The sequence below is a fragment of the Floridaenema evergladense BLCC-F167 genome, assembly GCF_041929205.2.
Taxonomy (GTDB): domain Bacteria; phylum Cyanobacteriota; class Cyanobacteriia; order Cyanobacteriales; family Aerosakkonemataceae; genus Floridanema; species Floridanema evergladense.
This window is the reverse complement of record NZ_CM171625.1, coordinates 4,196,791-4,218,015: the sequence shown is the minus strand read 5'-3', so window position 1 is coordinate 4,218,015 and position 21,225 is coordinate 4,196,791. Positions and strand designations below refer to the sequence as shown.

Genomic DNA, 21,225 nt, shown 5'->3' with positions numbered 1-21,225 from the left:
ACCAAATAACTTGTATAATTCGATCCTGTTAATCAGGCTTAGTTACAAATCTAATCAAAAATAAACATGACAAAACTTCATATTACAACTACCAATAGGAAAAAAGTTAATATATCATTCCCAATGCAATTGATCGGTGCAGTCTTACTAGTTTCCTTGACAAGTACAGCTTGTAGTGGCAAGAAACAAACCACCGCCTCAGCAGAAGCTCCACCACCTGCAATTCCTGTCAAATTGCTAAAAATAGAACCTACCAAGGTGGAAGACACAACCCAATACCAAGGGCAACTGCAAGCAGTAAAAAGAGTCTCATTAGCACCCCAAACCAGCGGTCGCATTCAACAGATAAATGTTACCCAAGGACAAAGCGTGAAAACTGGGGAACAAATAATGTTATTGAGTCCCGAAAGGAGTCAAGCAGACGTGCAAGCGGCGCAGGCGCAAGTGCAAGCCCAAAAAAGCAACTTAGCCAACGCCCAAGCCCAAGTGACAGGGCAACAAAGCACCTTAGCCAACGCCCAAGCCCAAGTCAAAGCACAACAAAGCAACTTGGCAACTGCTCAAGCCAGAGTTACTTCCGCCCAAGCAGATGTAGCCCGTCAACAAGCACAAGTAGAAGCGGCGCGAGCCCAGATTAAAGCTAGAGAAGGCGAGTTGCAGTTAGCGCAGGTAAATTTCGATCGCGCCCAGTCCCTAGTCAAACAAGGCGCATTACCCAGACAAGAATTAGACCAAAGAACCGCCCAACTAAATAATGCCAGAGCCGCCGTCAGCGTTGCCCAACAACAACTAGTAGCCGCCCAAAAAGCCTTAAGCAGCGCCCAAGCCAACGTCACAGCCGCCCAATCTGGCGTTACTCAAGCCCAAGCCAGCATCAGATCTGCCGAAGCTACCGTATCGCAAGCCCAAGCCCAAATCAAAGCCGCCCAAGCTACCGTATCCCAAGCCCAAGCAGGCGTATCGCAAGCCGAAGCCAATGTCAAAGCAGCAAACACAGCCCTGGGCTACAACAAAGTCGTCGCCCCCATTAATGGTGTAGTCGGAACTATTCCAGTTAGAGTGGGAGATTTCGTCAATACTGGACAGCAAGTTACAAGTATTATTCAAAACGACGCTTTTGAACTGCAAATTCCCGTTTCTGTGCAACGCACCCCGCAACTAAAATTGGGTTTGCCAGTACAAATTATTAATCCGCAAAATAACAAACCTGCCGTTACAGGAAGCATTAGTTTTATTTCACCGCAAATCGATCAAGCTGGTCAAACAATCCTGACTAAAGCTGTATTTCCTAACGTTAAAGATTATCTCAGAGATCAGTTAACAGTGACAGCAAGAATTGTTTGGAGTGAAAGTACAGGAATTATAATTCCTACTCAATCAGTGACTAGAATTGGCAATCAACCTTTCGTATTTGTGGCAGAGGAAAGTAAAGATAAAGAAGGAAAAGCACAAAAGATCGTCAATCAAACCCCAGTGCAATTAGGGCCAGTTCAAGGCAGTAATTTTCAAGTCAAAGAAGGTTTACAAGCAGGGCAAAGTATTGCTGTGAGCAATATTCTCAGATTAAGAAATGGTGTACCAATTAGTCCCGAACCTTAAGTGCGATCGGATTTCGGAAATTAATCCCTAACAGCTAAACAGAGTTTTAACTCAAAACTCAAAACTCAAAACTCAAAACTAATTAAAAAACATGGCTGTATTCTCAATTTCAGACAACTTTATTAAACGCCCAGTACTGACTACAGTTTGTACAATTCTGATTGTACTGATCGGAACAATTTGTATTCCTTTATTACCGATCAATAACTTACCTGATATTGCGCCGATTCAAGTACAAGCCAACAGTACCTACACTGGTGCTGATGCTCAAACAGTAGCAGATACCGTAACTACCACACTGGAAAGACAAATTAACGGTACAGAAGGTTTACAATACATTACTTCTCAAAGTACCAACTCTGGCGCAAGTTCGATTCAAGCTTTCTTTGGTGTCGATACCGATCGCAACATTAACCAAGTAAACGTTCAAAATCAAGTTGCTCTCGCTCAACCTCAATTACCAGATGTAGTCAGACAAAATGGGGTAGCAGTAAGAACAGCCTCAACTAGTATTTTGTTAGTTTATGGTTTCAACGCCGAAAACAACAAATATGACGATACTTTTATCAGCAATTACTTAGATTTGTACGTTACAGATACTCTGCGAAGAGTGCCAGGTGTAGGGGATTTGACGATTTTAGGTCAACGTCAATATTCGATGAGAATTTGGCTCGATCCTAATAGAATGGCAGCTAGAGGATTAACCCCTAATGATGTAATTTCCGCTCTACAATCTCAAAATATACAAGTTGGTGCGGGGAGAATTGGTAGTCAACCTGCACCTGAAGATCAAGCATTCAGTTTCCCGGTAAGAGTGCAGGGAAGATTCCGCAATGAAGCTGAATTTTCCAACTTAGTTTTGAGAGTCGAATCAAATGGCAATTTAATCAGACTAAGAGACGTTGGTCGAGTAGAATTAGGTGCAGAAAATTATGACCTCCAAGCATTAGTAAATGGTCAACCTGGAGTAGGGATTGCGATCTATCAATTACCAGGAAGTAACGCCGTAGATGTAGCCGCAAAAATCAAAGAAACGCTGGCAGGGTTAGAAAAATCTTTTCCCCCCGGATTAAAATCTTATGTGGTTTATGACATCACCGAGTTTATTGAAACTTCTTTAAGAGAAGTATTTCAAACTCTAATTGAAGCGATTTTGTTAGTAATTTTAATCATTTTCATTTTCTTACAAGATTGGCGCACTACAGTTATTCCGGCAATAGCAATTCCTGTGTCTTTGTTAGGCACAATGGGGTTTACTTTAGCCTTTGGTTTTTCCTTAAACACCCTAACTATGTTTGCTTTAATTTTGGCAACAGGTTTGGTGGTAGATGATGGGATTGTGGTGGTAGAAGCAGTTGCGGGGAAAATGGAACAGGGAATGAGTCCTCGTCAAGCTGCTTTACAATCAATGAATGAGTTAGCTGGTGCGGTCATTTCTACTTCATTAGTATTGATCGCTGTATTTTTACCAGTGACATTTTTCCCTGGTGCAACAGGGATTATGTATAAACAATTTGCCTTAGTTATTATCTTTTCAATTCTCGTTTCTACCTTTAATGCTTTGAGTTTTTCTCCGAGTATGGCGGCGATATTGCTGCGACCTAAACAAGGAGAAGGTAGAGGGCCATTAGCTTGGTTTTTCCGGCAATTTAACCGCGTATTTGAGAAAATAATGGCGGGTTATGCCAAAGTTGTCAAACTTTTAATTAAGCTAAAAGTAGTTGTCTTTGGTGTATTTATTGGCTTGTTAGTAGGTACGGTTCTGCTGTATATGGCAGTGCCTAACGGGTTTATTCCTGAAGAAGACCAAGGGTTGTTTTTAGGGATTATTCAATCACCGGAAGGTGTGGCTTTAAATTACACCAATAGAGTAGCAAATACCGTTTACCAAGACCTTAAAGAAGTGCCGGAAGTAGAAGGGTCGTTAATTGTGAGTGGTTTTGGTTTGGATGGTAGTGGACCCAGTAGAGGCACTTTTTTCGTTAAATTAACAAATTGGGCAAAAAGAACCAAAAAAAGCCAAAGCGTGCAAGCAATTTTGGGGAAATTGAATCGGAAATTTGCTCAGAATCAACAAGCAATAATTCAGGCATTTAACTTACCTGCGGTACCAGGATTTGGTGCTACGGGTGGTTTTGAGTTTCAGTTGCAAGATCGATCGGGCGGGCAATTAAATTTCGAGCAATTCCTGAAAAGTGCTAATGAAATTATTGCTAAAGCAAACCAAAACCCGGATTTAAGTAGAGTTTTCACGCTATTCACTGCTAATACTCCGCAATTAGAAATTGATATTGACCGGGATAGATTAGCTAGTCTAAATGTCGATTTTGCTCAAGCAATGACCACGTTAGGTACTTATATCGGTGGTCGTTACGTGAATGATTTTAGTATGGGGCAACGGAATTATCGGGTGATAGTGCAAGGAGACCAACAGTTCCGTAGTAGACCGGAAGATTTAGAACAAATATATTTGCGATCGCGCACGAATCAACTAGTTCAACTCAAAGATGTAGCGACCATAAAATCGATCGTTGGGCCTTCAGTAATTTCGCAATTTAACCTATTTCGGGCTATTAAAATCCAAGGAAATCCCGCCCCAGGTAAATCTTCTGGACAAGCGATTCAAGCGATGGATCAAGTATTTCGATCGGCAGGATTTTCTAATTTAGGTTACGAATGGTCTGGTCTTACCCGTGAGGAAATTCAGTCAGGCGGTCAAACTGCTTTAATTATGGCATTGGGTCTAGTTATTGTCTTTTTAGTATTAGCAGCACAATACGAAAATTACATCGATCCTTTGATTATTTTGCTAACAGTACCGATGGCAGTATTCGGGGCAATGCTATTTATTTCCATCGATCCTAGAGATTTGGTAAACGATCTTTATTGCCAAATTGCGTTAGTAATGTTGATTGGTTTAGCGTCGAAAAACGCAATTTTGATCGTAGAATTTGCCAACCAATCACGAGAAAGTTTGGGCATGACTATTCCCCAAGCAGCGGCAAATGCGGCGAAGGAACGTTTCCGCCCAATTTTGATGACAGCTTGTTCAACTTTGGTGGGTTTTTGGCCTTTGGTTATTGCTTCTGGTGCTTCTGCTGCTAGTCGTTGGTCTTTGGGAGTGGCAGTTTTTGGCGGGTTCTTCGTAGCAACTATTATGAGTTTCTTCTTAGTACCAGTTTTGTATGTGGTAATTAAGCAAGTGGCAGAATTTGTGTTTGCTGGGAAGAAGAAACAATTAAAAGGCAGAAAAGCAGAGGAAGAAAAAAGTGAAGAAACCGAAGAAATCCCTGAGAATGCTGCTAATTCGGATGCAAATAGTCAAGGTTCTGTAGTCTTAGGTAATGGCAACTCACCAACTATGTACTATCCGCCTTCAACTACTTCGGCAAGTGATACTACAATTCAACCAGAAAATACTGAAGAAAAGCCTGTTTCTACATCTTCAGAAAGTTCAGAAGATGTGGAACCACAAACACCTAGAAAGTTCCAAGGCGACAATAATCCCCTGTAAGTAATAGGTAGTGGGTAAGGTAAAATTACCTGCTACTTAGCATCAACTAAGTAGCAGGTAATAGGGAACAGAGAACAGGCAGAGGGTAGAAGAAAAGATACTTATCCAACTGATCTGTGTAAATCCTTTTAAATAAATCGAATACCATTCATTTAATCAGGGAATTATGCAGCAGAGTAACTCACAAGAATGGGCAAAAGACAAATATAATCGATTACTGTTTGTTCAGCTATTAGCTTTACTAGTGTTTCCTTTTATTCAAGCTAACCCTATAGTAAACTTTGTGCTTACTGTACTGTTTTTCCTAGTTTTTTTAGGGACACTAATTTTAATAATTGCTGAATTAGAACAGAGTAAAAAAATATTTCGTTGGTATTTAATCCTAGCATCTATATCATTGATTTTTGAGATTATTGGTTCATTAGACTTAATGAATCAAAGCGAAAATGTAATTAATTTTATAATTAGTAACTTGATTTTCTTGTTTTTTATGGCTATATCAATAGTTTTAATTATTCGAGAAATCTTTCTGGCTCATAATGTAACTAGTGACACCATTAAAGGCGGAGTGTGCATTTATTTATTATTAGGGTTATTTTGGTACAATATTTATGAAATAATTTATCTGGTTAATTCTAATTCATTTAAAGGAATAGTCAGTTCTAATAGTCAAGCAGATCTACTTTATTTCAGTTATACAACCTTAACGACTGTCGGTTATGGTGACATTACTCCAGTGGTTAATATTGCGAGAATTTTCGCCAATTTAGAGTCAGTTGCAGGAATAATGTATCCGGCGATCTATATTTCTAGATTGGTGGGAATTTACAGTAGTCAAAAGGGAGAATCATCTGAACAACAAAGTATAAAAGCACAGGAGAGAAACAAATGAATTTTAAATTGATAGTTTTTTCCAGTTTAATAACCGCCTTAATTGGGGCAACGATCGGGTTTGCTATAGGTGGACTTTCTCGCCCTAGATTTAACAGTCAAATCTACCGAGATATCCACCGAAATTATGCTGTAGTGGGTGGCGTGACTGGATTAATTATTGGTAGTTGTCAAGAGTCAATTAGACAGATGAAAAAACAGCGAGATGAAGAAGAGAGAGAAGGCAAGGAAGCAGGAGATTAAGGGAAAATAATTGAATTATAAAAGTGTTTGGCAATACAAAAACGATCGCACCTGCCAGTCATAGATTAAAATAATCGAAAACTAACGACAAATAAATCACTTCTTCTGGTTTAATCTTTAGCGAATAGTACTAGTTAACATTAATAGAGGAAGTTGATTTTATGGTAGCGATCGCATCCATTCATGGCAGAGAAATTCTCGACTCTCGCGGCAACCCAACGGTTGAAGTTGATGTTACCCTCGAAGATGGTAGCAAAGGACGGGCAGCAGTACCTTCTGGTGCTTCTACCGGAAGTCGGGAAGCTTTGGAATTAAGAGACTCCGATCCCCAGCGTTACGGGGGCAAAGGCGTACTCAAGGCAGTAAAAAATGTCAATGAAATTATTGCCCCTGCCCTCAAAGGTGTAGATGCCAGCGATCAAGCAGGTGTTGATAAGAAAATGTTGGAAATGGATGGCACCGAGTACAAATCTAACTTGGGTGCAAACTCAATTCTAGGTGTATCGATGGCAGTGGCAAGGGCGGCAGCAATTTCGGCACAATTACCCCTTTACTGCTACTTAGGCAACTTATGCGGCAATGAAGCAATATTACTGCCTGTGCCAATGTTTAATGTTCTCAATGGTGGTGCTCATGCTGATAATAACGTAGACTTTCAAGAGTTTATGATCGGCCCTGTGGGAGCACCAAATTTCAGCGAAGCTTTGCGTATGGGGGCAGAAGTTTATCACGCTCTCAAATCAATTTTGAAGCAGAAAGGTTATAGTACTGGGGTAGGTGATGAAGGCGGTTTTGCGCCTAGTTTGAAAAGCAATGTGGAAGCAATTGAGGTAATTTTAGAAGGGATTAATAAGGTAGGATTAAAAGCTGGGGAAGATGTGGCGATCGCCCTCGATCCTGCGACTAGCGAATTGTACCGGGAAGAAGACGGCAAATACGAGTTTTATAAGTCTGATAAAAGTCGGAAAACTACCGAGGAAATGATCGATCTTTGGGAAGGTTGGGTAAATCAATATCCGATTATTTCTATTGAAGACGGTTTAGGCGAAAAAGATTGGTCAGGTTGGCAATTGTTGACCAAACGCTTGGGCAGTAGAATTCAATTGGTAGGGGATGACGCATTTGTAACTAACCCGAAAATTATTGAGCAAGCGATCGCAGATGGCGTAGGTAATTCTGTTTTAATTAAAGTGAACCAAATTGGTTCGGTTACTGAAACTTTAAACGCGATTAAAATAGCCAACAATGCCGGATATACTAACATGACCAGTCACCGTTCCGGCGAAACTCCTGATGATTTTATCGCAGATTTAGCGGTTGCTACTGGTTCAGGACAAATCAAAACTGGTGCGCCTTGTCGCGGTGAAAGACTCGCTAAATATAACCAACTACTTCGCATTGAAGAAGAGTTAGGAAGTAAAGCGGTTTATTCCGGTTGGTCGAAGTTTAAAAAATCCTAAGTGATAGGAGAGAGAGGAGAAAATTATTCTATAGCGATTCCTAGTTAAGTGAGGTACAGCAAAACCCTTGATTAATCAGCAATTTAGCTCTTAGAGCCGTACCTCATCAGATCGAGAAACGCTATAATTTCCTCCTCTTCCTTTTCATCTGCGTTCATCTGCTTTCATCTGCGTTTCAAAAACAAAGTTTGGATTTTTCCCAAGCCGACTAGCGATATACTCATCAATACTTTGATAATCTCCATTTTTGTAAGCAATCCTAGCTGCTTCGATTTCAGCGACTACAGTCGGGTCTTCTTCCAGTAAATCCTCTTCTGCTTGGGAAATTTCTTCGTCTAACATTTGCCAAAGCTTGCGTTTATCTTCGAGATTTAGTGAGGAAATAACATCTATTAAGGATTCAAACGGAATTGCTACTTGTACAGTTTTTTGTGTCATAAATCTTCACAGCAAATTTTTATTCCTGGCAAACTAGGCATAAGTTGGTTCTTTAACTTCTACATAGCGAAACTCATCACCTTGATTTAATTCATTAACTACTTTTAGGTATGATTCGATCGCATCTTTGATATTTTCCAATGCTTCTGCTTCTGTCTCACCTTGGGAACAACAACCGGGTAAATAAGGACACCAAACGACGTATCCTTCATCAGTTTTTTTCAAGTTGACCTTATATCGCATATTCTTTGTCTCTTTTTGTTCCTTATATAATTCTAGAACGTCTGTCCCAAATATTTAAACCTACCTATCGATAGGTGATCGAATTCCCTACTTGGTTGTTAGATGCTTTTAGCTACTAATTCATAAACTTATGCCACAATATTTCGGACAATTACCCGTAAATGAACAAGCTTGGTCATCTATTGGGGCGGTACAAACTGTTAAACGCGATGAACGTGGCGTTTTATGTGAGTGTGTTGGCGCAACTGTGGCGATCGCTATCCTAGCACCTAACCTTGTCCGAGTTAAAATGTCACCAACTGGCGAATTTTTACCCCGTCGTTCTTGGGCAGTTACTAAAGATGATAACGAATGGTCATCAGTTAATTTTGAAATCCGAGAAACACCTGAAAAAATCGAAATTGAAACCGCACAAATTCGAGTTTATATTCAACGCCAACCTTGTGCGATCGCTTGTTTTGATAAATATAATCGTCCCTTCGCCCAAGATACACAATTAAACATGGGTTGGCGCATGGGTAGCGTTGCAGCTTGGAAAAAAATTGAACCTAACGAAAATTTTTATGGTTTTGGAGAACGCACAGGTTTACTTAATAAATTAAGTGAAATCAAAACTAATTGGACGGTTGATGCTTTAGATTACGGCATTCTCACCGATGAAATGTATCAAGCAATTCCCTTTTTTATTTCCTTGCGCCCCCATGAACAGAAAACAGGGTTTGCTTATGGCATTTTCTTTAACACTACTTTTTGGAGTCAATTTAATATTGGTGCCCAACAACCGGGAATTTTGCAAATGGGATCTCACGCCCCAGAGTTAGATTATTACATTATTTATGGCCCGGAAATTCCCGAAATTCTTCGCACTTATACCGAACTAACTGGACGAATGCCCTTGCCGCCAAAATGGTCTTTGGGATATCATCAATGTCGCTGGAGTTATGAATCAGAAACAGTAGTTAGGGAGTTAGCAGAAGAATTTCGATCGCGCAAAATTCCCTGCGATGTCATCCATTTAGACATTGATTATATGCACGGTTATCGTGTATTTACTTGGAGTCCAAAACGTTTCCCCCAACCAGCAAAATTAATTCAATATTTAGCAAATAATGGTTTTAAAACTGTCACCATTATCGATCCGGGAGTCAAGTACGAACCAGAAGCAAATTACCGTGTTTTCGATCGAGGAATAGAACAAGATTGCTTTGTACGTAATGCTGATGGAAAATTATTTCATGGTTATGTTTGGCCCGATAAAGCAGTATTTCCTGATTTCCTAAATCCAAATGTGCAAAACTGGTGGGGAGACTTACAAAAATCTCTTACAGATATTGGGGTTGCTGGCATTTGGAATGATATGAATGAACCTGCTTTGGACGATCGACCTTTCGGAGATCCAGGTAATAAAATTTGGTTCCCTTTAGATGCACCCCAAGGGCCAAAAAATGAACGGGCAACTCACGCCGAAGTCCATAATTTATATGGATTTTCCATGTCTAAAGCTTGTTTTCAAGGGTTGAAAAAACATCGGGAAAAACGTTCTTTTGTGTTGACGCGATCGGGTTTTGCTGGCATTCAAAAATGGTCATCAGTTTGGATGGGTGATAATCAATCTTTGTGGGAACATTTAGAAATGTCCCTGCCAATGCTTTGTAACATGGGATTATCAGGAGTCGCATTTGTTGGTTGCGATATTGGCGGTTTTGCTGGCAATGCAACGGCGGAAATGTTCGCCCGTTGGATGCAAGTAGGCATACTTTACCCATTAATGCGCGGACATTCTGCGTTAAGTACAGCACAACATGAACCTTGGGTTTTTGGGGAAAGAGTAGAAAAGATTTGCCGAGAATATATCGAGTTACGCTATCAGCTAATCCCTTACATTTACACACTTTTTTGGGAAGCTGCAACCACTGGCGCACCAATTTTAAGACCGCTACTTTATCATTATCCAAATGACCAGAAAACTTATCATCTTTACGATCAAGTATTACTCGGTTCTCATATCTTAGCTGCACCAATTTATCGTCCGGGTGTGGAATGTCGATCGGTCTACTTACCCGCAGGAATTTGGTATGATTGGTGGACGGGTGAAAAGTATCAAGGTGCAACCCATATTTTAGCAGATGCACCATTAGAAAAAATGCCACTTTTTGTGCGTGCAGGAGCAATAATTCCCCTGTCTCCCGTGATGCAATATGTGGGGGAAAGGGCGATCGATCCTTTAACTTTGCGAATTTACCCAGGTGCAAATAGCGAGTTAACTTTCTATGAAGATGACGGCGAAACTTTCGCTTACGAAAATGGCATTTATGCCACGACAAATTACAAATTTTACCATCAAGAACAACAAATAATTGTAGAAATTGCCGCACGTCAAGGTGAATGGAAACCACCAAATCGAGAAGTAATTGTACAAGTTATTGGTGTTGGCAAACAACGCTTTCAAGACGATGGAACTCCCAAAAAATTAACCTTCTAGTTCGTTATTCAAGATAATCCAGTAAAGTTTGTAGTAAAGATTTTAGTCTTCTCTTTGCCAGATAGTAAAGATTAAAATCCTCACAACGAACTAGCTTTGTACCTTTCCTTCTCTCCTCTTCCTTCGCGCTTTTTGCGTCCTTTGCGGTTCAATTATGTAAAATTTAAATTTGATTGAACAAACACTTGTAGAAACAGCCGTGAAAGCAGCATTAATGACAGCAGCAGGAGTTCCAGAAGTCCTGCAAATTCAGGAACTCCCAGACCCTAAAATTGAAAAAGACACAGAAATCCTCGTCCGACTCTACGCCGCTGGAGTCAACCCCATTGACACCAAACTGCGGAAACGAGGAACCTTTTACCCAGACCAAATGCCTGCTATTTTGGGATGTGATGGTGCAGGAGTTGTTGAAGCAGTGGGTAGCGGTGTGCAAAAATTCCGGGTTGGCGATGAAGTATACTTTTGTTGTGGTGGACTAGGCACCAGACAAGGGAATTACGCCGAAAAAGTAGTTGTAGATGAAAAATTTGTGGCGTACAAACCGAAAAACCTGAGTTTTGCTGAAGCAGCAGCCGCACCTTTAGTGATTATTACAGCTTGGGAATCATTGTACGATCGCGCCCACCTAGAAGCCGGAAGAAAAGTTTTAATTCATGCAGGTGCGGGTGGAGTTGGGCACGTAGCCATCCAGCTGGCAAAATTACAAGGTGCAGAAGTTTGCACCACCGTTAGTAACCAAGAAAAAGCTGATTTTGTTCGTCAGCTAGGTGTAGATGAAATTATTTTCTACAAACAAACCGATTTTGTCCAAGCCGCATTAGATTGGACAGATGGAGAAGGAGTAGACTTAGCCTTTGATACAGTTGGTGGCGAAACCTTCTTTAAAACCGTTTCCGCAGTAAAAGTTTACGGAGATCTTGTCAGTATTTTAGAACCCGATGTGACGCAGGGGAATTTAAAAACTGCCAGATTACGGAATTTGCGAATTAGCTTAGAATTAATGCTGACACCGATGCTGCAAGGCTTAGTGGAAGATCAGCGACATCAAGCCAAAATTTTAACAGAATCAGCCCGTTTAATAGAGCAACGTCAGCTAAAAATTCATGTAAGTCAAACCTTTCCTTTAGCCGAAGCTGCTGCTGCTCATCGCTTGTTAGAATCCGGCTCAGTTACAGGTAAATTAGTACTATCGATCGATTAAGTACGTTGTTGCGCTTTAGCGCTCTTATTGCCACTCTCGGTAAGAGCGCTAAAGCGCAACAACTTACGCAGATTATTAAACTAGTTTTGCTTCCAAAGACTTGAGGAACTCGGTATTAACGCCAGATTCACGAGTCAGAGAAATTTTACCAGTGCGGGCAATTTCGCGAATTCCGAATTTTTGGAGTACTTGGACGATCGCCACCATTTTACCAGGATCGCCCACCACTTCAATAGTTAACGAATCTTCCGACACATCCACAACTCGCGCCCGGAAAATTTGCGCCAACTCAAGCACTTCCGAACGAGTACTAGCAGTAGCATTCACCTTTATCAACATCAATTCTCGCTCAACGCAAGGAATCTCAGTCACATCCTGAACTTTCAGGACATTGATTAACTTGTAAAGTTGCTTAGTTAGCTGCTCGATTACTCTGTCATCCCCCGGTACTACCATCGTAATCCGAGAAATGCCCATTTGTTCCGCAGGCCCCACAGCCAGACTTTCAATATTAAAACCCCGACGAGCAAATAAACCTGCAATCCGAGATAATACCCCAGCTTCATCTTCAACTAAAACAGAAAGTGTGTGTTTCATTATCACTAACAAATCCTTCAGTGCAGACAGCTTTTGCTGCGGACAGCACGATGCACTTCTAGTAACACCGACCTTTCTGCTGACCCAAACATTGCAAAAGCAGCTTTAGTAATAATTACTATATTACTGGCATTGTTGGGCTAAAAAATTACTTAAGCATCTTTTATTGATTCTGCCAGCTACCAACCCAAGCGAGCAGAGGAAAGAAAAATATTTATAAATCCTTCTGGCGATTCATGTTGCAAAATGACAAAAATTGTTTAATTTAGTATTGTTCATGTTAGCTGCTATTAGAGGAAAATCCAATGGGTTGGTTACAGCGACTATTTGGAATGGAAAAACCTGCTGATGCTCAGACAAACCCAGCACCGACTGAGGGTAACATTGACCCAGAGCGAGTAGGATTGAATGGTGAGTATGATGAGAGCGGTTTAGCCAAAAGAGTTGCCCTAGCTTTCGATGAAGATCCTAGCTTAGGTGATATCGAAACTCTTTGGGTAGCTCAAACTGGTGGTACTGTAGTTTTGAAAGGAAAAGTTCCCAGTCAAAACATTTTAAACAAAGCGGTGTCGATCGCTGGTGGAATTAGTGGTGCCACTTCTGTAGACACCGATCAAGTTGAGGTTGATTAAGCATTTTTCAGTTCTTTCTAGTCAAAGATGATCTAATGCCTAAGAGCGTTTAACCACTAGTTGCTGAGGTGTCGCTGGAAATTGATTAGTGGCTGTCTGCCATGAATCAATCCAGTTTAGGATAATTTGGTTAACCTGCTCTGGGCATTCATCATGGGGGCAATGTCCGGCATTTTCGATTTCAATTACCTGTAAATTGGGATTATATTTAATGAATTGCTGGGCTAATTTTTTGGGAACCATCTTGTCTTGTGCGCCCCACAATAACAACAGGGGAACATTTAAACCGGGAAGCAAGGATTTGACACTGGGGTTAAATCCCGAAGTGGTCATAGCTTTGAGGATAGCGCAAAAAGCTTGTACTGAACCTCGGTCTTGGGCTGGCCCGGTGAGAATGTCTACTAGTTCATCGGTGACAGCTTCCGGGTTAGAATATGCTAGTCCCGCCCAACTTTTGACTCGTTGGGGATGTCTGACCCAATAAAATAAAGTTTTCAGGAGTAATGGGGACAATACGAGGTTTTTGATGGTGGCGACTAGCGATCGCAATTGCTGCGGAATCATCTCCTCTTCCAAAGAAGGATCTGGTAAACTCATCATTACCACCCCAGCCACCATCTGTGGATATGTAGCGGCTGCTGTCAAAGCTACCAAAGAACCGATCGAATTACCCACTAAAACCACAGGCTGACGGATAAAAGTTTGCCAAAAATCATAAACTTGCTCCACCCAAAGCCTCACATTGTAGCGTGCCGAAGCCTTTTCCGAAGCCCCAAAACCCAACATATCCAGAGCATAAACCGGATGTACCTGACTAAACACATCCAAATTTTGCCGCCAATGTCCGATCGAAGTTCCAAAACCATGCAACAAAATTAATGGTGTAGCATTAGCCGCAGACTGAGGAGAACGAATATAAGTGTACCGAGTTTGCCAACCCCGCCAAACCCAATCTCTCTGAGAGCCAATTCGTTGCTGCCAATGCAGGGAACTTCTCACATTAACCTCTGCTTTAAAAATATTTACAAAACCTACCTTCGACTCTCATTGTAGTCTTTGTTTCGCGCAATAGCTGGCCCCAATCCCCAGTCCCCAGTCCCCAGTCCCCAGTCCCCAGTCCCCAGTCCCCAGTCCCAGCCTTCGATAGAGACAAAACAGGCAAATGGAAAATAAAATTAAGAATGAGCCGAAAAAAACTAAGCTGAGTAGAATCGAAAGACAAGCTGGTAGATAATTGTGGCGGTTTCCTGCTTTGACTTTAAAGTTCACGTTGATGTTGTCTGTAATGCCCATAACTGCCGCTTGTAGGCTCAATTGAGTTGTTAATTAACTTTATACCCAACTAAATGACAGTAATAGAAACAAAACGCACAAATAATCAACCTCAAATCAACGAACGGATTAGATTTCCCAAAATTCGAGTAATCGACACCGATGGTTCTCAACTAGGGATCATAACTCCTAGAGAAGCTATGGCGATCGCCAACGAAAAAGAACTAGACCTAGTTTTAGTCAGTGATAAAGCCGACCCCCCAGTTTGCCGCATCATGGACTATGGCAAATTCAAGTTCGAGCAAGAGAAAAAAGCGCGAGAAGCCCGGAAAAAGCAGCACACAGCTGAAGTCAAAGAAGTAAAAATGCACTACAACATTGACGACCATGACTACAAAGTGAGAATAGCTCACGCCAAGCGCTTTTTAACCGAAGGAAACAAAGTCAAAGCTACCGTAATGTTTCGGGGTCGAGAAATTCAGCACAGCAACTTAGCAGAAGAATTACTCAACCGCATGGCATCAGATTTGCAGGAACTAGGAGAAGTGCAGCAAGCGCCCAAAAAAGAAGGACGCAACATGATGTTACTGTTAGCACCGAAAAAGTAGAGACTGGGGACTGGGGACTAGGGACTGGGAGAGTTTTGCGTTTTAAGTTGGAGAGTCGGAGGAGTTTCAAGTTAGGTACTTTTCTTGCTCCCCTGCCCCTCTGTCCCTCTGCCCCTCTGCTCTCCATCTCCCTTGCCTTCCTTTGTGATACTCTCTTATTATCGTGGTGCAACGATCGGCAAAACTTGTCACACTAGACATTGCCGAGAAATTTTGCCATGAGTATCAGCAATATAATTAATTGTTGATGGTTCATTGTTCATTAATCTGGTAAAAAATGATGATGAACTGTGAATCTTTTATTACAGTGTGGCTAAAATTAGCAGGTGTGCAGTATCGATTCGGAGATTCAGATGACGCTGAAAAATCCGTTGTTTAATGGACGTGGATGGTGGCGGATATTGCTACAAGGGCTGAATCTTCGTGCTGAAGAAAGCGAACGAACCCTGTTGATGTTTGCTGTTTACACTACGACTTCAGTGGGTCTTTTGTGGTTGGAAGCGACAACGGTAGCTCTGTTCTTAGAACAGTATGGCTCGGATAAGTTGCCTTGGATTTACATAGCTAGCGCTGTCATGGGTTCAGGTTTAGGAATTCTTTCTACCTGGATGCAAAGGGTTTTACCACTGCGGCGATTTGTGGTTTTAATTGGTTTAATTTCAGCTATTCCTTTGTTACTGTTTCGGTTAGGTTTAGAGGTTGGTTCTTTAGGTTGGCTGACAATATTTGTATTACCTCTGTGGGTAGATGGTGGTTACTCTCTTAATCATTTAACTACTTCACTAACGGCTAATCAATTATTTAATATTCGCGAAATTAAACGCACCTTTCCTTTAATTAGTAGTGGGGTTTTAGTCGCAGATGTATTAAGCGGTTTTTCTTTACCTCTGTTACTGAGATTAGTAGGTTTAAATAATGTCATTCTGGTATCAGCAGGAATGTTGGTGCTGGGTGCGGGAATATTATTTTATTTGAGTCAACGTTATAAACAAGCTTTCCCTGATGCTCCATATCGAGATTTGCAGGACGAGCAATCAGAGTATACTAACCGACGGTTGAAAGGGCCATTACAAGAATACGCGATTTATTTATTTGGATTTTTTATAATTTCGCAAATCCTCCTGTTGTTAATTGATTTTCAATATTTAACGCAGTTGGAATTAAAGTTTGATGTCAAACAAATTGCGAGTTTTTTGGGTTTATTTAGTGGGATTGTAGGGATTTTTGAATTAATTACTCAATGGTTTATTTCCAGCCGAGTTATTGAACGGATGGGGGTATTTCTGACTGCTATGTTGCCTGGAGCGGTGTTGAGTACGTTGGGTTTATTGCCGCTGATAGGATTGTTACCGTTATTTATTGGTTTAATTGTTTTAAAGTTCTCTGATGAGTTGTTGCGTTACACTTTTGTTGCAAGTACATCTTCGGTTTTATTTCAACCAATCCCTGATAATTTACGAGGAAATGTTGAAACAAAGGCACGCGGTATTGCTGAACCTGTGGCAACTGGGTTAACAGGAATTGGGATTTTATCAGTAATTTGGGTGTTGAATTGGGTTAGTCACAACAGTTCCCGATTAGATAAAGTAAATCTGCTAAGTTGGTTGATTGTTTTAGGAATTGTGTTAATTTCTTTGGTTTGGTTGCTGACAGTTTGGCTGTTACGATCGCGCTACCTAGACCTACTAGTTCTCAGCGCCCAAAGAGGACAATTAAGCGGAGTCGGAGAAGTCGATTTACGCATCCTTAAACGAGCAGTAGTCGAAGCTTTAGAAGGTACAAATAGCTCGGAAGCAGATAAACGTTCCTGTATCGAATTACTAACTCAAATTGACCCGCAAAATGTGGGAGATGTATTAGCACCATTACTAAAAGTTTTACCTCCAGCTTTGCAATACCAAAGTCTGGAAAGTATGCTAATTGCTCCTAACACTAGTTATTTACCTTACGTTAAAGCTCTGATTGATGAAGAAAGAGAAGATGTTAGGGGTCAGGTGTTAGGGGGTAGGGAAGAAGAGAATTCCCCCAACCCCCAACCCCCAACCCCTAAAAATCTTCAGCCGGAAGTGTTGGCATTGGCGTTGCGCTATATCTGGTTAACTGAACCTAACCCAGATTTACGAGCATTAAAACCTTATCTTGAGCCAGAGGTTAACCCGGTAGTGCGGGGAACAGCTGCGGCTTTGTTGCTGAGATTGGGAAATACGGTGCAAAAGGCTGAGGCGACTTCGGCTTTAAGACGAATGCTGACTCACCCTGATGAAGAAGAACGGGTGATGGGGTGTCGGGCGCTGGGAGATGCGTTATATTTACAAGCGCTACGGGTGAATATTCCCGGTTTGTTACAGGATAAATCTTTGCGGGTAAGGCGGGCTTTACTTGAAGCGATCGCAGCTACCCATTTAGAAGAATACTATCCTGCCCTGCTCCGGGGATTGGAACATAAAGCCACCAGAGAAGCAGCAATTCGCGCTTTGGAAAGGTTGGAAAATGAAGCAATTCCAATGGTGCTAAGTTTAGCAACCAATATCCAAAAACCAGATTTAATCAGAAGGTACGCCTGGGATGTCTTGGGAAGAATTGGAACTAAAGAAGCGCAAAATGTGTTAGTGGCTAATTTGATGACTGCTTGGGGAAATACACGCCGCCATATTCTGCAAATTTTGCTGAAATTACCCCAAGAGGCGGGAATTGATGCTGTTCTCGATCGCTTAGGTCGCAGTGGTGTAGAAACATTAATCGGTCAAGAATTAATGTTTATAGGTCAACTTTATGCAGCGATGGTAGACCTGAAAGCAGCAAATTTGGAAATTCCAGAAATAGATTTAATTTTTAAAGCATTTCAAGGCGATCTAACAGATGCGGCTGAACGGTGTTTTCTGTTAATGAAGTTTCTTTATTCGCCAGATACTATCCAAGCAGCAGCATTTAATTTACGATCGGGTTCCATATCAGACATGGCAAGGGGGTTAGAAATATTAGACCAAACAGTTGATATCTTCAGTAAACGAGAATTACTGACCGTTTTAGAAAGACATTCAGAAGAAGAAAAATTGCGGAATCTGGCAGGTATAATAGCTTATCAGCCATTGGAAGCCCGCGATCGCATTCGGCGATTGCTATCTTTAAGGCGCTTTTTATCAGATTGGTCTTTAGCTTGTTGTTTCCATTTAGCTGCTGCGATGCGTTGGAATCTTACAGCTGAACCAACTTTAGCTTGTCTGCGTCATCCCACTGGTTTTGTGCGAGAAGCGACAATTGCTTACCTAAAAGTAGCTTCCCCCCGTTCTTTACCCGAACTACTTCCGAAGCTGAAACAAGACCCCGATCGCTTAGTAGCTGCTCAAGTGCAGCAATTAATGGCAGAGTTTCTAAATAAGTTTTGAGTTTTAAGTTCTAAGTTTTAAGTTATTAATTCAAAACTCAAAACTCAAAACTATTACCAGACCAACAACCTATTCCAGCAATAAATAATTAGTAATAATTAGCAGTCAATGTTAACCAGTGTTGAAAGACTATTATTTGTGAGAAACGTACCGATCTTTCAAGAATTGCGGGATGATTTTCTTGTGAGATTAGCTTCGGTAATGGATGAATTATCTTTTCCGGCTAAACATACGATTTTTACTCAAGGACAAGAAGGACGATCGCTCTATATCGTAGTACTTGGTCAAGTAAAAGTTCACATCGGCAACCAAGAATTAGCTAAACTTGGGCCTGGTGCTTGCTTTGGTGAAATGTCTTTATTTGATGCCGAACCTCGTTCCGCTTCCGTTTCGACTTTAGCAAACTGTGAATGTTTGATGTTAACCCAACAACAACTCTACGATGCCATTGAAGAAACACCAGGAATTGCTATTAACATTATTCGGTTACTTTCCCGTCGCATTCGAGAGTTGAATGACAAAATTAACGCTCAACCTAAAACAAGAGGAGTGGAGGATTCAACTAATGCAGTACGACAGAAATAATCAATTAATCCAAAAATATAAAAAGCTGAGGACTAAAGCTGCGTGTCACGCTTAAATCAACTTTTCGGGTACTCAACTACGATAGAGCGATCGAATGCTTGATTTCTAAGAAATCTCAGCCCCCAGTCGCCAAAACCTTTTTTAATTAATTAATTTCTCTCCCTTCTCCACCGGAATTTCTAAAACTTTAGTCACCAGGCAATTTCTCCCTTGAGCTTTAGCTGCATAAAGCGCTTCATCAGTAATATCAATTAGTTGATTGGGGGCTAAATTTACTTGCGGAATTACACAAGAAACCCCCATACTTAAAGTGACATATTCAGAAACAGAAGATTTGCCATGAACAATTTTTAAATTTTTGATGTTTTGCTGCACTAATTCCGCTATGTGAATTGCGCCTTCAAGATAGGTGTTAGGTAAAATAATGGCAAATTCTTCTCCCCCATAACGTGCTACTAAATCAGCAGGACGTTTTAAGGTATCGTTGATTGTTTGTGCTATTTGCTTTAAACAAAAATCTCCAGCTAAATGTCCGTAGGTATCATTATATAGTTTGAAATAATCAACATCGCAAAGAATCAAAGATAAGGGTGCTTTTTCTCTTTGCATTCTCCGCCATTCTAGGTTAAAGTTTTCATCAAAACAACGCCTATTGCCTACTTGAGTTAAACCATCCAAACTAGCGAGGCGATGAAGCTCTTTGTTGACTTTTTGTAGTTCGGCTTCTGCACGTTGGCGCTCTTTAATTTCTTGAGATAATAGATAATTTTGTTGTTGTAATTTTTTTTGTAATTCTCTAATAGTTAGTTGATTTTTAACTCTAGCTAATACTTCTTGAATTTCAAAAGGTTTGGTGATGTAATCTGCTCCCCCATGAGCGAATGCTTCTACTTTATCTACTACGCCATCAAGAGCACTAATAAAAATTACTGGAATATCTTGAGTTTCTTTCCAAGATTTTAATTTTTGGCATACCATGTAACCATTCATATTGGGCATATTGATATCAAGTAAAATCAAATCTGGTGGCATGATTTGACAAGCTTTGAGTGCTAATTCACCACTAATTACTTTTCTAACTTTATAGCCCTGTTCTGTGAGCATGGTAGATAACAACCGCAAGTTATCAGGTTTATCATCAACAACTAAAATATCGGCTTTGTATGGGGTTGGTTGGCTGGTATTCATTCGACAATTTTTCTTGGTAAACTCATTTTTTTGCTCTAAACAACAGTTGTTAACTAAAGCCGTTCAAGCATTGATTAAATTAGCATTTGTTTATAGGATTTGCTCCAGCAATTAAACTTTTTTTGCATCAGTGCAAATAATAGCTTGATGTATATGTTGAATCTATTCGTTAGAATTATCTACAAAGCTTTGTTGTTTGAAAGTTTGAGTAGATAAATTCACTGAAGTCAATTCTGGAATTGCTGAACATTGGTTGCTATATATATAGCTTATTCCGAAATTTTTATCTATATTTTTGCAAAAAATACATTTTTTGGTAATGGTTTGCTGATAAGTTGATTACAATCTATGGTTAGGCTGGACGATCGATCTTCCTAAAAAAGCACTAGCAGTAATGCCAATAGTACGATATTTTTTCTTTTTAAGGTAGCTTTTTTTCATCGCCTGATAACTATCGATCGCTAGTATTGACATATCCCTAATAACAACTAAAATACTTATTCAGTTAACTTTACTTGATGGCTATCCATGTAAAACTGTTATTATTAATTCAATTTGCTAAATTTATGACAAATAATTCAAGAAATCATTAGTTAAATTAAAATAAATTACGAAGTATTAAAGATTATATCAATTGCCGGAAAAACTTTAAAAATTTAATCAAAATATATAAGGATTTCGGATATAAAAAACGGTAGCTTATGGTGATAAGTAGTTAATCAAAGCTAGTAAATAAAATAAAAGTAAGATAATAGATTATCAGGGGAAAGCTAATAAACAATAAAAAGTGGGCAGCCCGCTTCTGGCTTTTGTTGCTAATGATCCGAATTTATGCTTCAATTCAACAAAATATAAATTAAGCGAGGAGCGATCGAATGTATGACTA

At 40.4% G+C, this 21,225-nt stretch carries 17 protein-coding genes; 11 read left to right on the top strand and 6 right to left on the bottom strand.

The window, feature by feature from the left end; genetic code table 11:
• Positions 1-66 precede the first annotated feature (66 nt).
• The 5 genes from ACE1CA_RS20540 to eno all read left to right on the top strand — a co-directional run bounded on the left by ACE1CA_RS20540 (position 67) and on the right by eno (position 7,707).
• Positions 67-1,599 carry an efflux RND transporter periplasmic adaptor subunit gene (locus ACE1CA_RS20540; protein ID WP_486517464.1) on the top strand — a complete coding sequence of 511 codons (1,533 nt, stop codon included), beginning with the start codon at positions 67-69 and terminating at the stop codon, positions 1,597-1,599.
• A 91-nt stretch (positions 1,600-1,690) separates the two neighbouring features.
• Positions 1,691-5,113, top strand: a complete 3,423-nt coding sequence (locus ACE1CA_RS20535; RefSeq protein ID WP_413280031.1) for an efflux RND transporter permease subunit — start codon at positions 1,691-1,693, stop codon at positions 5,111-5,113.
• Positions 5,114-5,279: 166 nt separating this feature from the next.
• On the top strand, positions 5,280-6,005 hold the full coding sequence (locus ACE1CA_RS20530; protein WP_413280032.1) for an ion channel: 726 nt from the start codon (positions 5,280-5,282) through the stop codon (positions 6,003-6,005).
• Positions 6,002-6,247, top strand: a complete 246-nt coding sequence (locus ACE1CA_RS20525; protein ID WP_413280033.1) for a hypothetical protein — start codon at positions 6,002-6,004, stop codon at positions 6,245-6,247. The genes ACE1CA_RS20530 and ACE1CA_RS20525 overlap by 4 nt, the downstream gene beginning before the upstream one ends.
• A gap of 161 nt (positions 6,248-6,408) precedes the next feature.
• The gene (gene eno, locus ACE1CA_RS20520) at positions 6,409-7,707 is read left to right on the top strand and encodes a phosphopyruvate hydratase (RefSeq protein ID WP_413280034.1); all 1,299 of its coding nucleotides are present in this window, start codon (positions 6,409-6,411) and stop codon (positions 7,705-7,707) included.
• A gap of 144 nt (positions 7,708-7,851) precedes the next feature.
• Here the strand turns inward: eno and ACE1CA_RS20515 are convergent, their stop codons facing one another.
• Together ACE1CA_RS20515 and ACE1CA_RS20510 are read right to left on the bottom strand one after the other, a co-directional pair.
• Positions 7,852-8,145, bottom strand: coding sequence for a hypothetical protein (locus tag ACE1CA_RS20515; RefSeq protein ID WP_413280035.1), 294 nt, complete (start codon positions 8,143-8,145; stop codon positions 7,852-7,854).
• 33 nt (positions 8,146-8,178) lie between these two features.
• Positions 8,179-8,388, bottom strand: a complete 210-nt coding sequence (locus tag ACE1CA_RS20510; protein ID WP_413280036.1) for a type II toxin-antitoxin system HicB family antitoxin — start codon at positions 8,386-8,388, stop codon at positions 8,179-8,181.
• Positions 8,389-8,518: 130 nt separating this feature from the next.
• Here ACE1CA_RS20510 and ACE1CA_RS20505 point away from each other — a divergent pair, with 130 nt between their 5' ends.
• Both ACE1CA_RS20505 and ACE1CA_RS20500 read left to right on the top strand, forming a co-directional pair.
• Entirely contained in the window at positions 8,519-10,870 is a 2,352-nt protein-coding gene (locus ACE1CA_RS20505; protein WP_413280037.1) for a glycoside hydrolase family 31 protein, read from the top strand.
• 199 nt (positions 10,871-11,069) lie between these two features.
• Complete coding sequence (locus ACE1CA_RS20500; RefSeq protein ID WP_413280072.1) at positions 11,070-12,071, top strand: zinc-dependent alcohol dehydrogenase family protein; 1,002 nt, start codon at positions 11,070-11,072, stop codon at positions 12,069-12,071.
• A 75-nt stretch (positions 12,072-12,146) separates the two neighbouring features.
• Here ACE1CA_RS20500 and ilvN read toward each other — a convergent pair whose 3' ends face one another.
• Positions 12,147-12,668 (bottom strand): acetolactate synthase small subunit, encoded by a 522-nt coding sequence (ilvN, locus tag ACE1CA_RS20495; protein WP_413280038.1) that lies wholly within the window; start codon positions 12,666-12,668, stop codon positions 12,147-12,149.
• Positions 12,669-12,973: 305 nt separating this feature from the next.
• On the opposite strand from ilvN, the gene ACE1CA_RS20490 reads away from it, so the two are divergent.
• Positions 12,974-13,300 carry a BON domain-containing protein gene (locus ACE1CA_RS20490; RefSeq protein ID WP_413280039.1) on the top strand — a complete coding sequence of 109 codons (327 nt, stop codon included), beginning with the start codon at positions 12,974-12,976 and terminating at the stop codon, positions 13,298-13,300.
• 39 nt (positions 13,301-13,339) lie between these two features.
• On the opposite strand, the gene ACE1CA_RS20485 is transcribed toward ACE1CA_RS20490, so the two are convergent.
• Positions 13,340-14,299 (bottom strand): alpha/beta fold hydrolase, encoded by a 960-nt coding sequence (locus ACE1CA_RS20485; protein ID WP_413280040.1) that lies wholly within the window; start codon positions 14,297-14,299, stop codon positions 13,340-13,342.
• Between the two features lie 347 nt (positions 14,300-14,646).
• Between ACE1CA_RS20485 and infC the strand changes: the two genes are divergently transcribed.
• From infC to ACE1CA_RS20470, 3 genes are all read left to right on the top strand, one after another.
• Positions 14,647-15,180, top strand: a complete 534-nt coding sequence (infC, locus tag ACE1CA_RS20480; RefSeq protein ID WP_413280041.1) for a translation initiation factor IF-3 — start codon at positions 14,647-14,649, stop codon at positions 15,178-15,180.
• 353 nt (positions 15,181-15,533) lie between these two features.
• Positions 15,534-18,566, top strand: a complete 3,033-nt coding sequence (locus ACE1CA_RS20475; protein WP_413280042.1) for a HEAT repeat domain-containing protein — start codon at positions 15,534-15,536, stop codon at positions 18,564-18,566.
• A 108-nt stretch (positions 18,567-18,674) separates the two neighbouring features.
• Positions 18,675-19,151 (top strand): Crp/Fnr family transcriptional regulator, encoded by a 477-nt coding sequence (locus ACE1CA_RS20470; RefSeq protein WP_413280043.1) that lies wholly within the window; start codon positions 18,675-18,677, stop codon positions 19,149-19,151.
• Between the two features lie 141 nt (positions 19,152-19,292).
• On the opposite strand, the gene ACE1CA_RS20465 is transcribed toward ACE1CA_RS20470, so the two are convergent.
• Together ACE1CA_RS20465 and ACE1CA_RS20460 are read right to left on the bottom strand one after the other, a co-directional pair.
• A complete protein-coding gene (locus ACE1CA_RS20465) occupies positions 19,293-20,339 on the bottom strand; it encodes a diguanylate cyclase domain-containing protein (RefSeq protein ID WP_413280044.1) in 1,047 nt (348 codons plus the stop codon).
• Positions 20,340-20,678: 339 nt separating this feature from the next.
• Positions 20,679-20,813 (bottom strand): hypothetical protein, encoded by a 135-nt coding sequence (locus ACE1CA_RS20460; protein ID WP_413280045.1) that lies wholly within the window; start codon positions 20,811-20,813, stop codon positions 20,679-20,681.
• Positions 20,814-21,225: the final 412 nt, after the last annotated feature.

Bases quoted from the DNA above. Each gene is read 5' to 3' on its own strand.
- ACE1CA_RS20540 (WP_486517464.1), top strand. From the start codon at position 67: ATGACAAAACTTCATATTACAACTACCAATAGGAAAAAAGTTAATATA.
- ACE1CA_RS20535 (WP_413280031.1), top strand. From the start codon at position 1,691: ATGGCTGTATTCTCAATTTCAGACAACTTTATTAAACGCCCAGTACTG.
- ACE1CA_RS20530 (WP_413280032.1), top strand. From the start codon at position 5,280: ATGCAGCAGAGTAACTCACAAGAATGGGCAAAAGACAAATATAATCGA.
- ACE1CA_RS20525 (WP_413280033.1), top strand. From the start codon at position 6,002: ATGAATTTTAAATTGATAGTTTTTTCCAGTTTAATAACCGCCTTAATT.
- eno (WP_413280034.1), top strand. From the start codon at position 6,409: ATGGTAGCGATCGCATCCATTCATGGCAGAGAAATTCTCGACTCTCGC.
- ACE1CA_RS20515 (WP_413280035.1), bottom strand. From the start codon at position 8,145: ATGACACAAAAAACTGTACAAGTAGCAATTCCGTTTGAATCCTTAATA.
- ACE1CA_RS20510 (WP_413280036.1), bottom strand. From the start codon at position 8,388: ATGCGATATAAGGTCAACTTGAAAAAAACTGATGAAGGATACGTCGTT.
- ACE1CA_RS20505 (WP_413280037.1), top strand. From the start codon at position 8,519: ATGCCACAATATTTCGGACAATTACCCGTAAATGAACAAGCTTGGTCA.
- ilvN (WP_413280038.1), bottom strand. From the start codon at position 12,668: ATGAAACACACACTTTCTGTTTTAGTTGAAGATGAAGCTGGGGTATTA.
- ACE1CA_RS20490 (WP_413280039.1), top strand. From the start codon at position 12,974: ATGGGTTGGTTACAGCGACTATTTGGAATGGAAAAACCTGCTGATGCT.
- infC (WP_413280041.1), top strand. From the start codon at position 14,647: ATGACAGTAATAGAAACAAAACGCACAAATAATCAACCTCAAATCAAC.
- ACE1CA_RS20475 (WP_413280042.1), top strand. From the start codon at position 15,534: ATGACGCTGAAAAATCCGTTGTTTAATGGACGTGGATGGTGGCGGATA.
- ACE1CA_RS20470 (WP_413280043.1), top strand. From the start codon at position 18,675: ATGTTAACCAGTGTTGAAAGACTATTATTTGTGAGAAACGTACCGATC.
- ACE1CA_RS20465 (WP_413280044.1), bottom strand. From the start codon at position 20,339: ATGAATACCAGCCAACCAACCCCATACAAAGCCGATATTTTAGTTGTT.
- ACE1CA_RS20460 (WP_413280045.1), bottom strand. From the start codon at position 20,813: ATGTCAATACTAGCGATCGATAGTTATCAGGCGATGAAAAAAAGCTAC.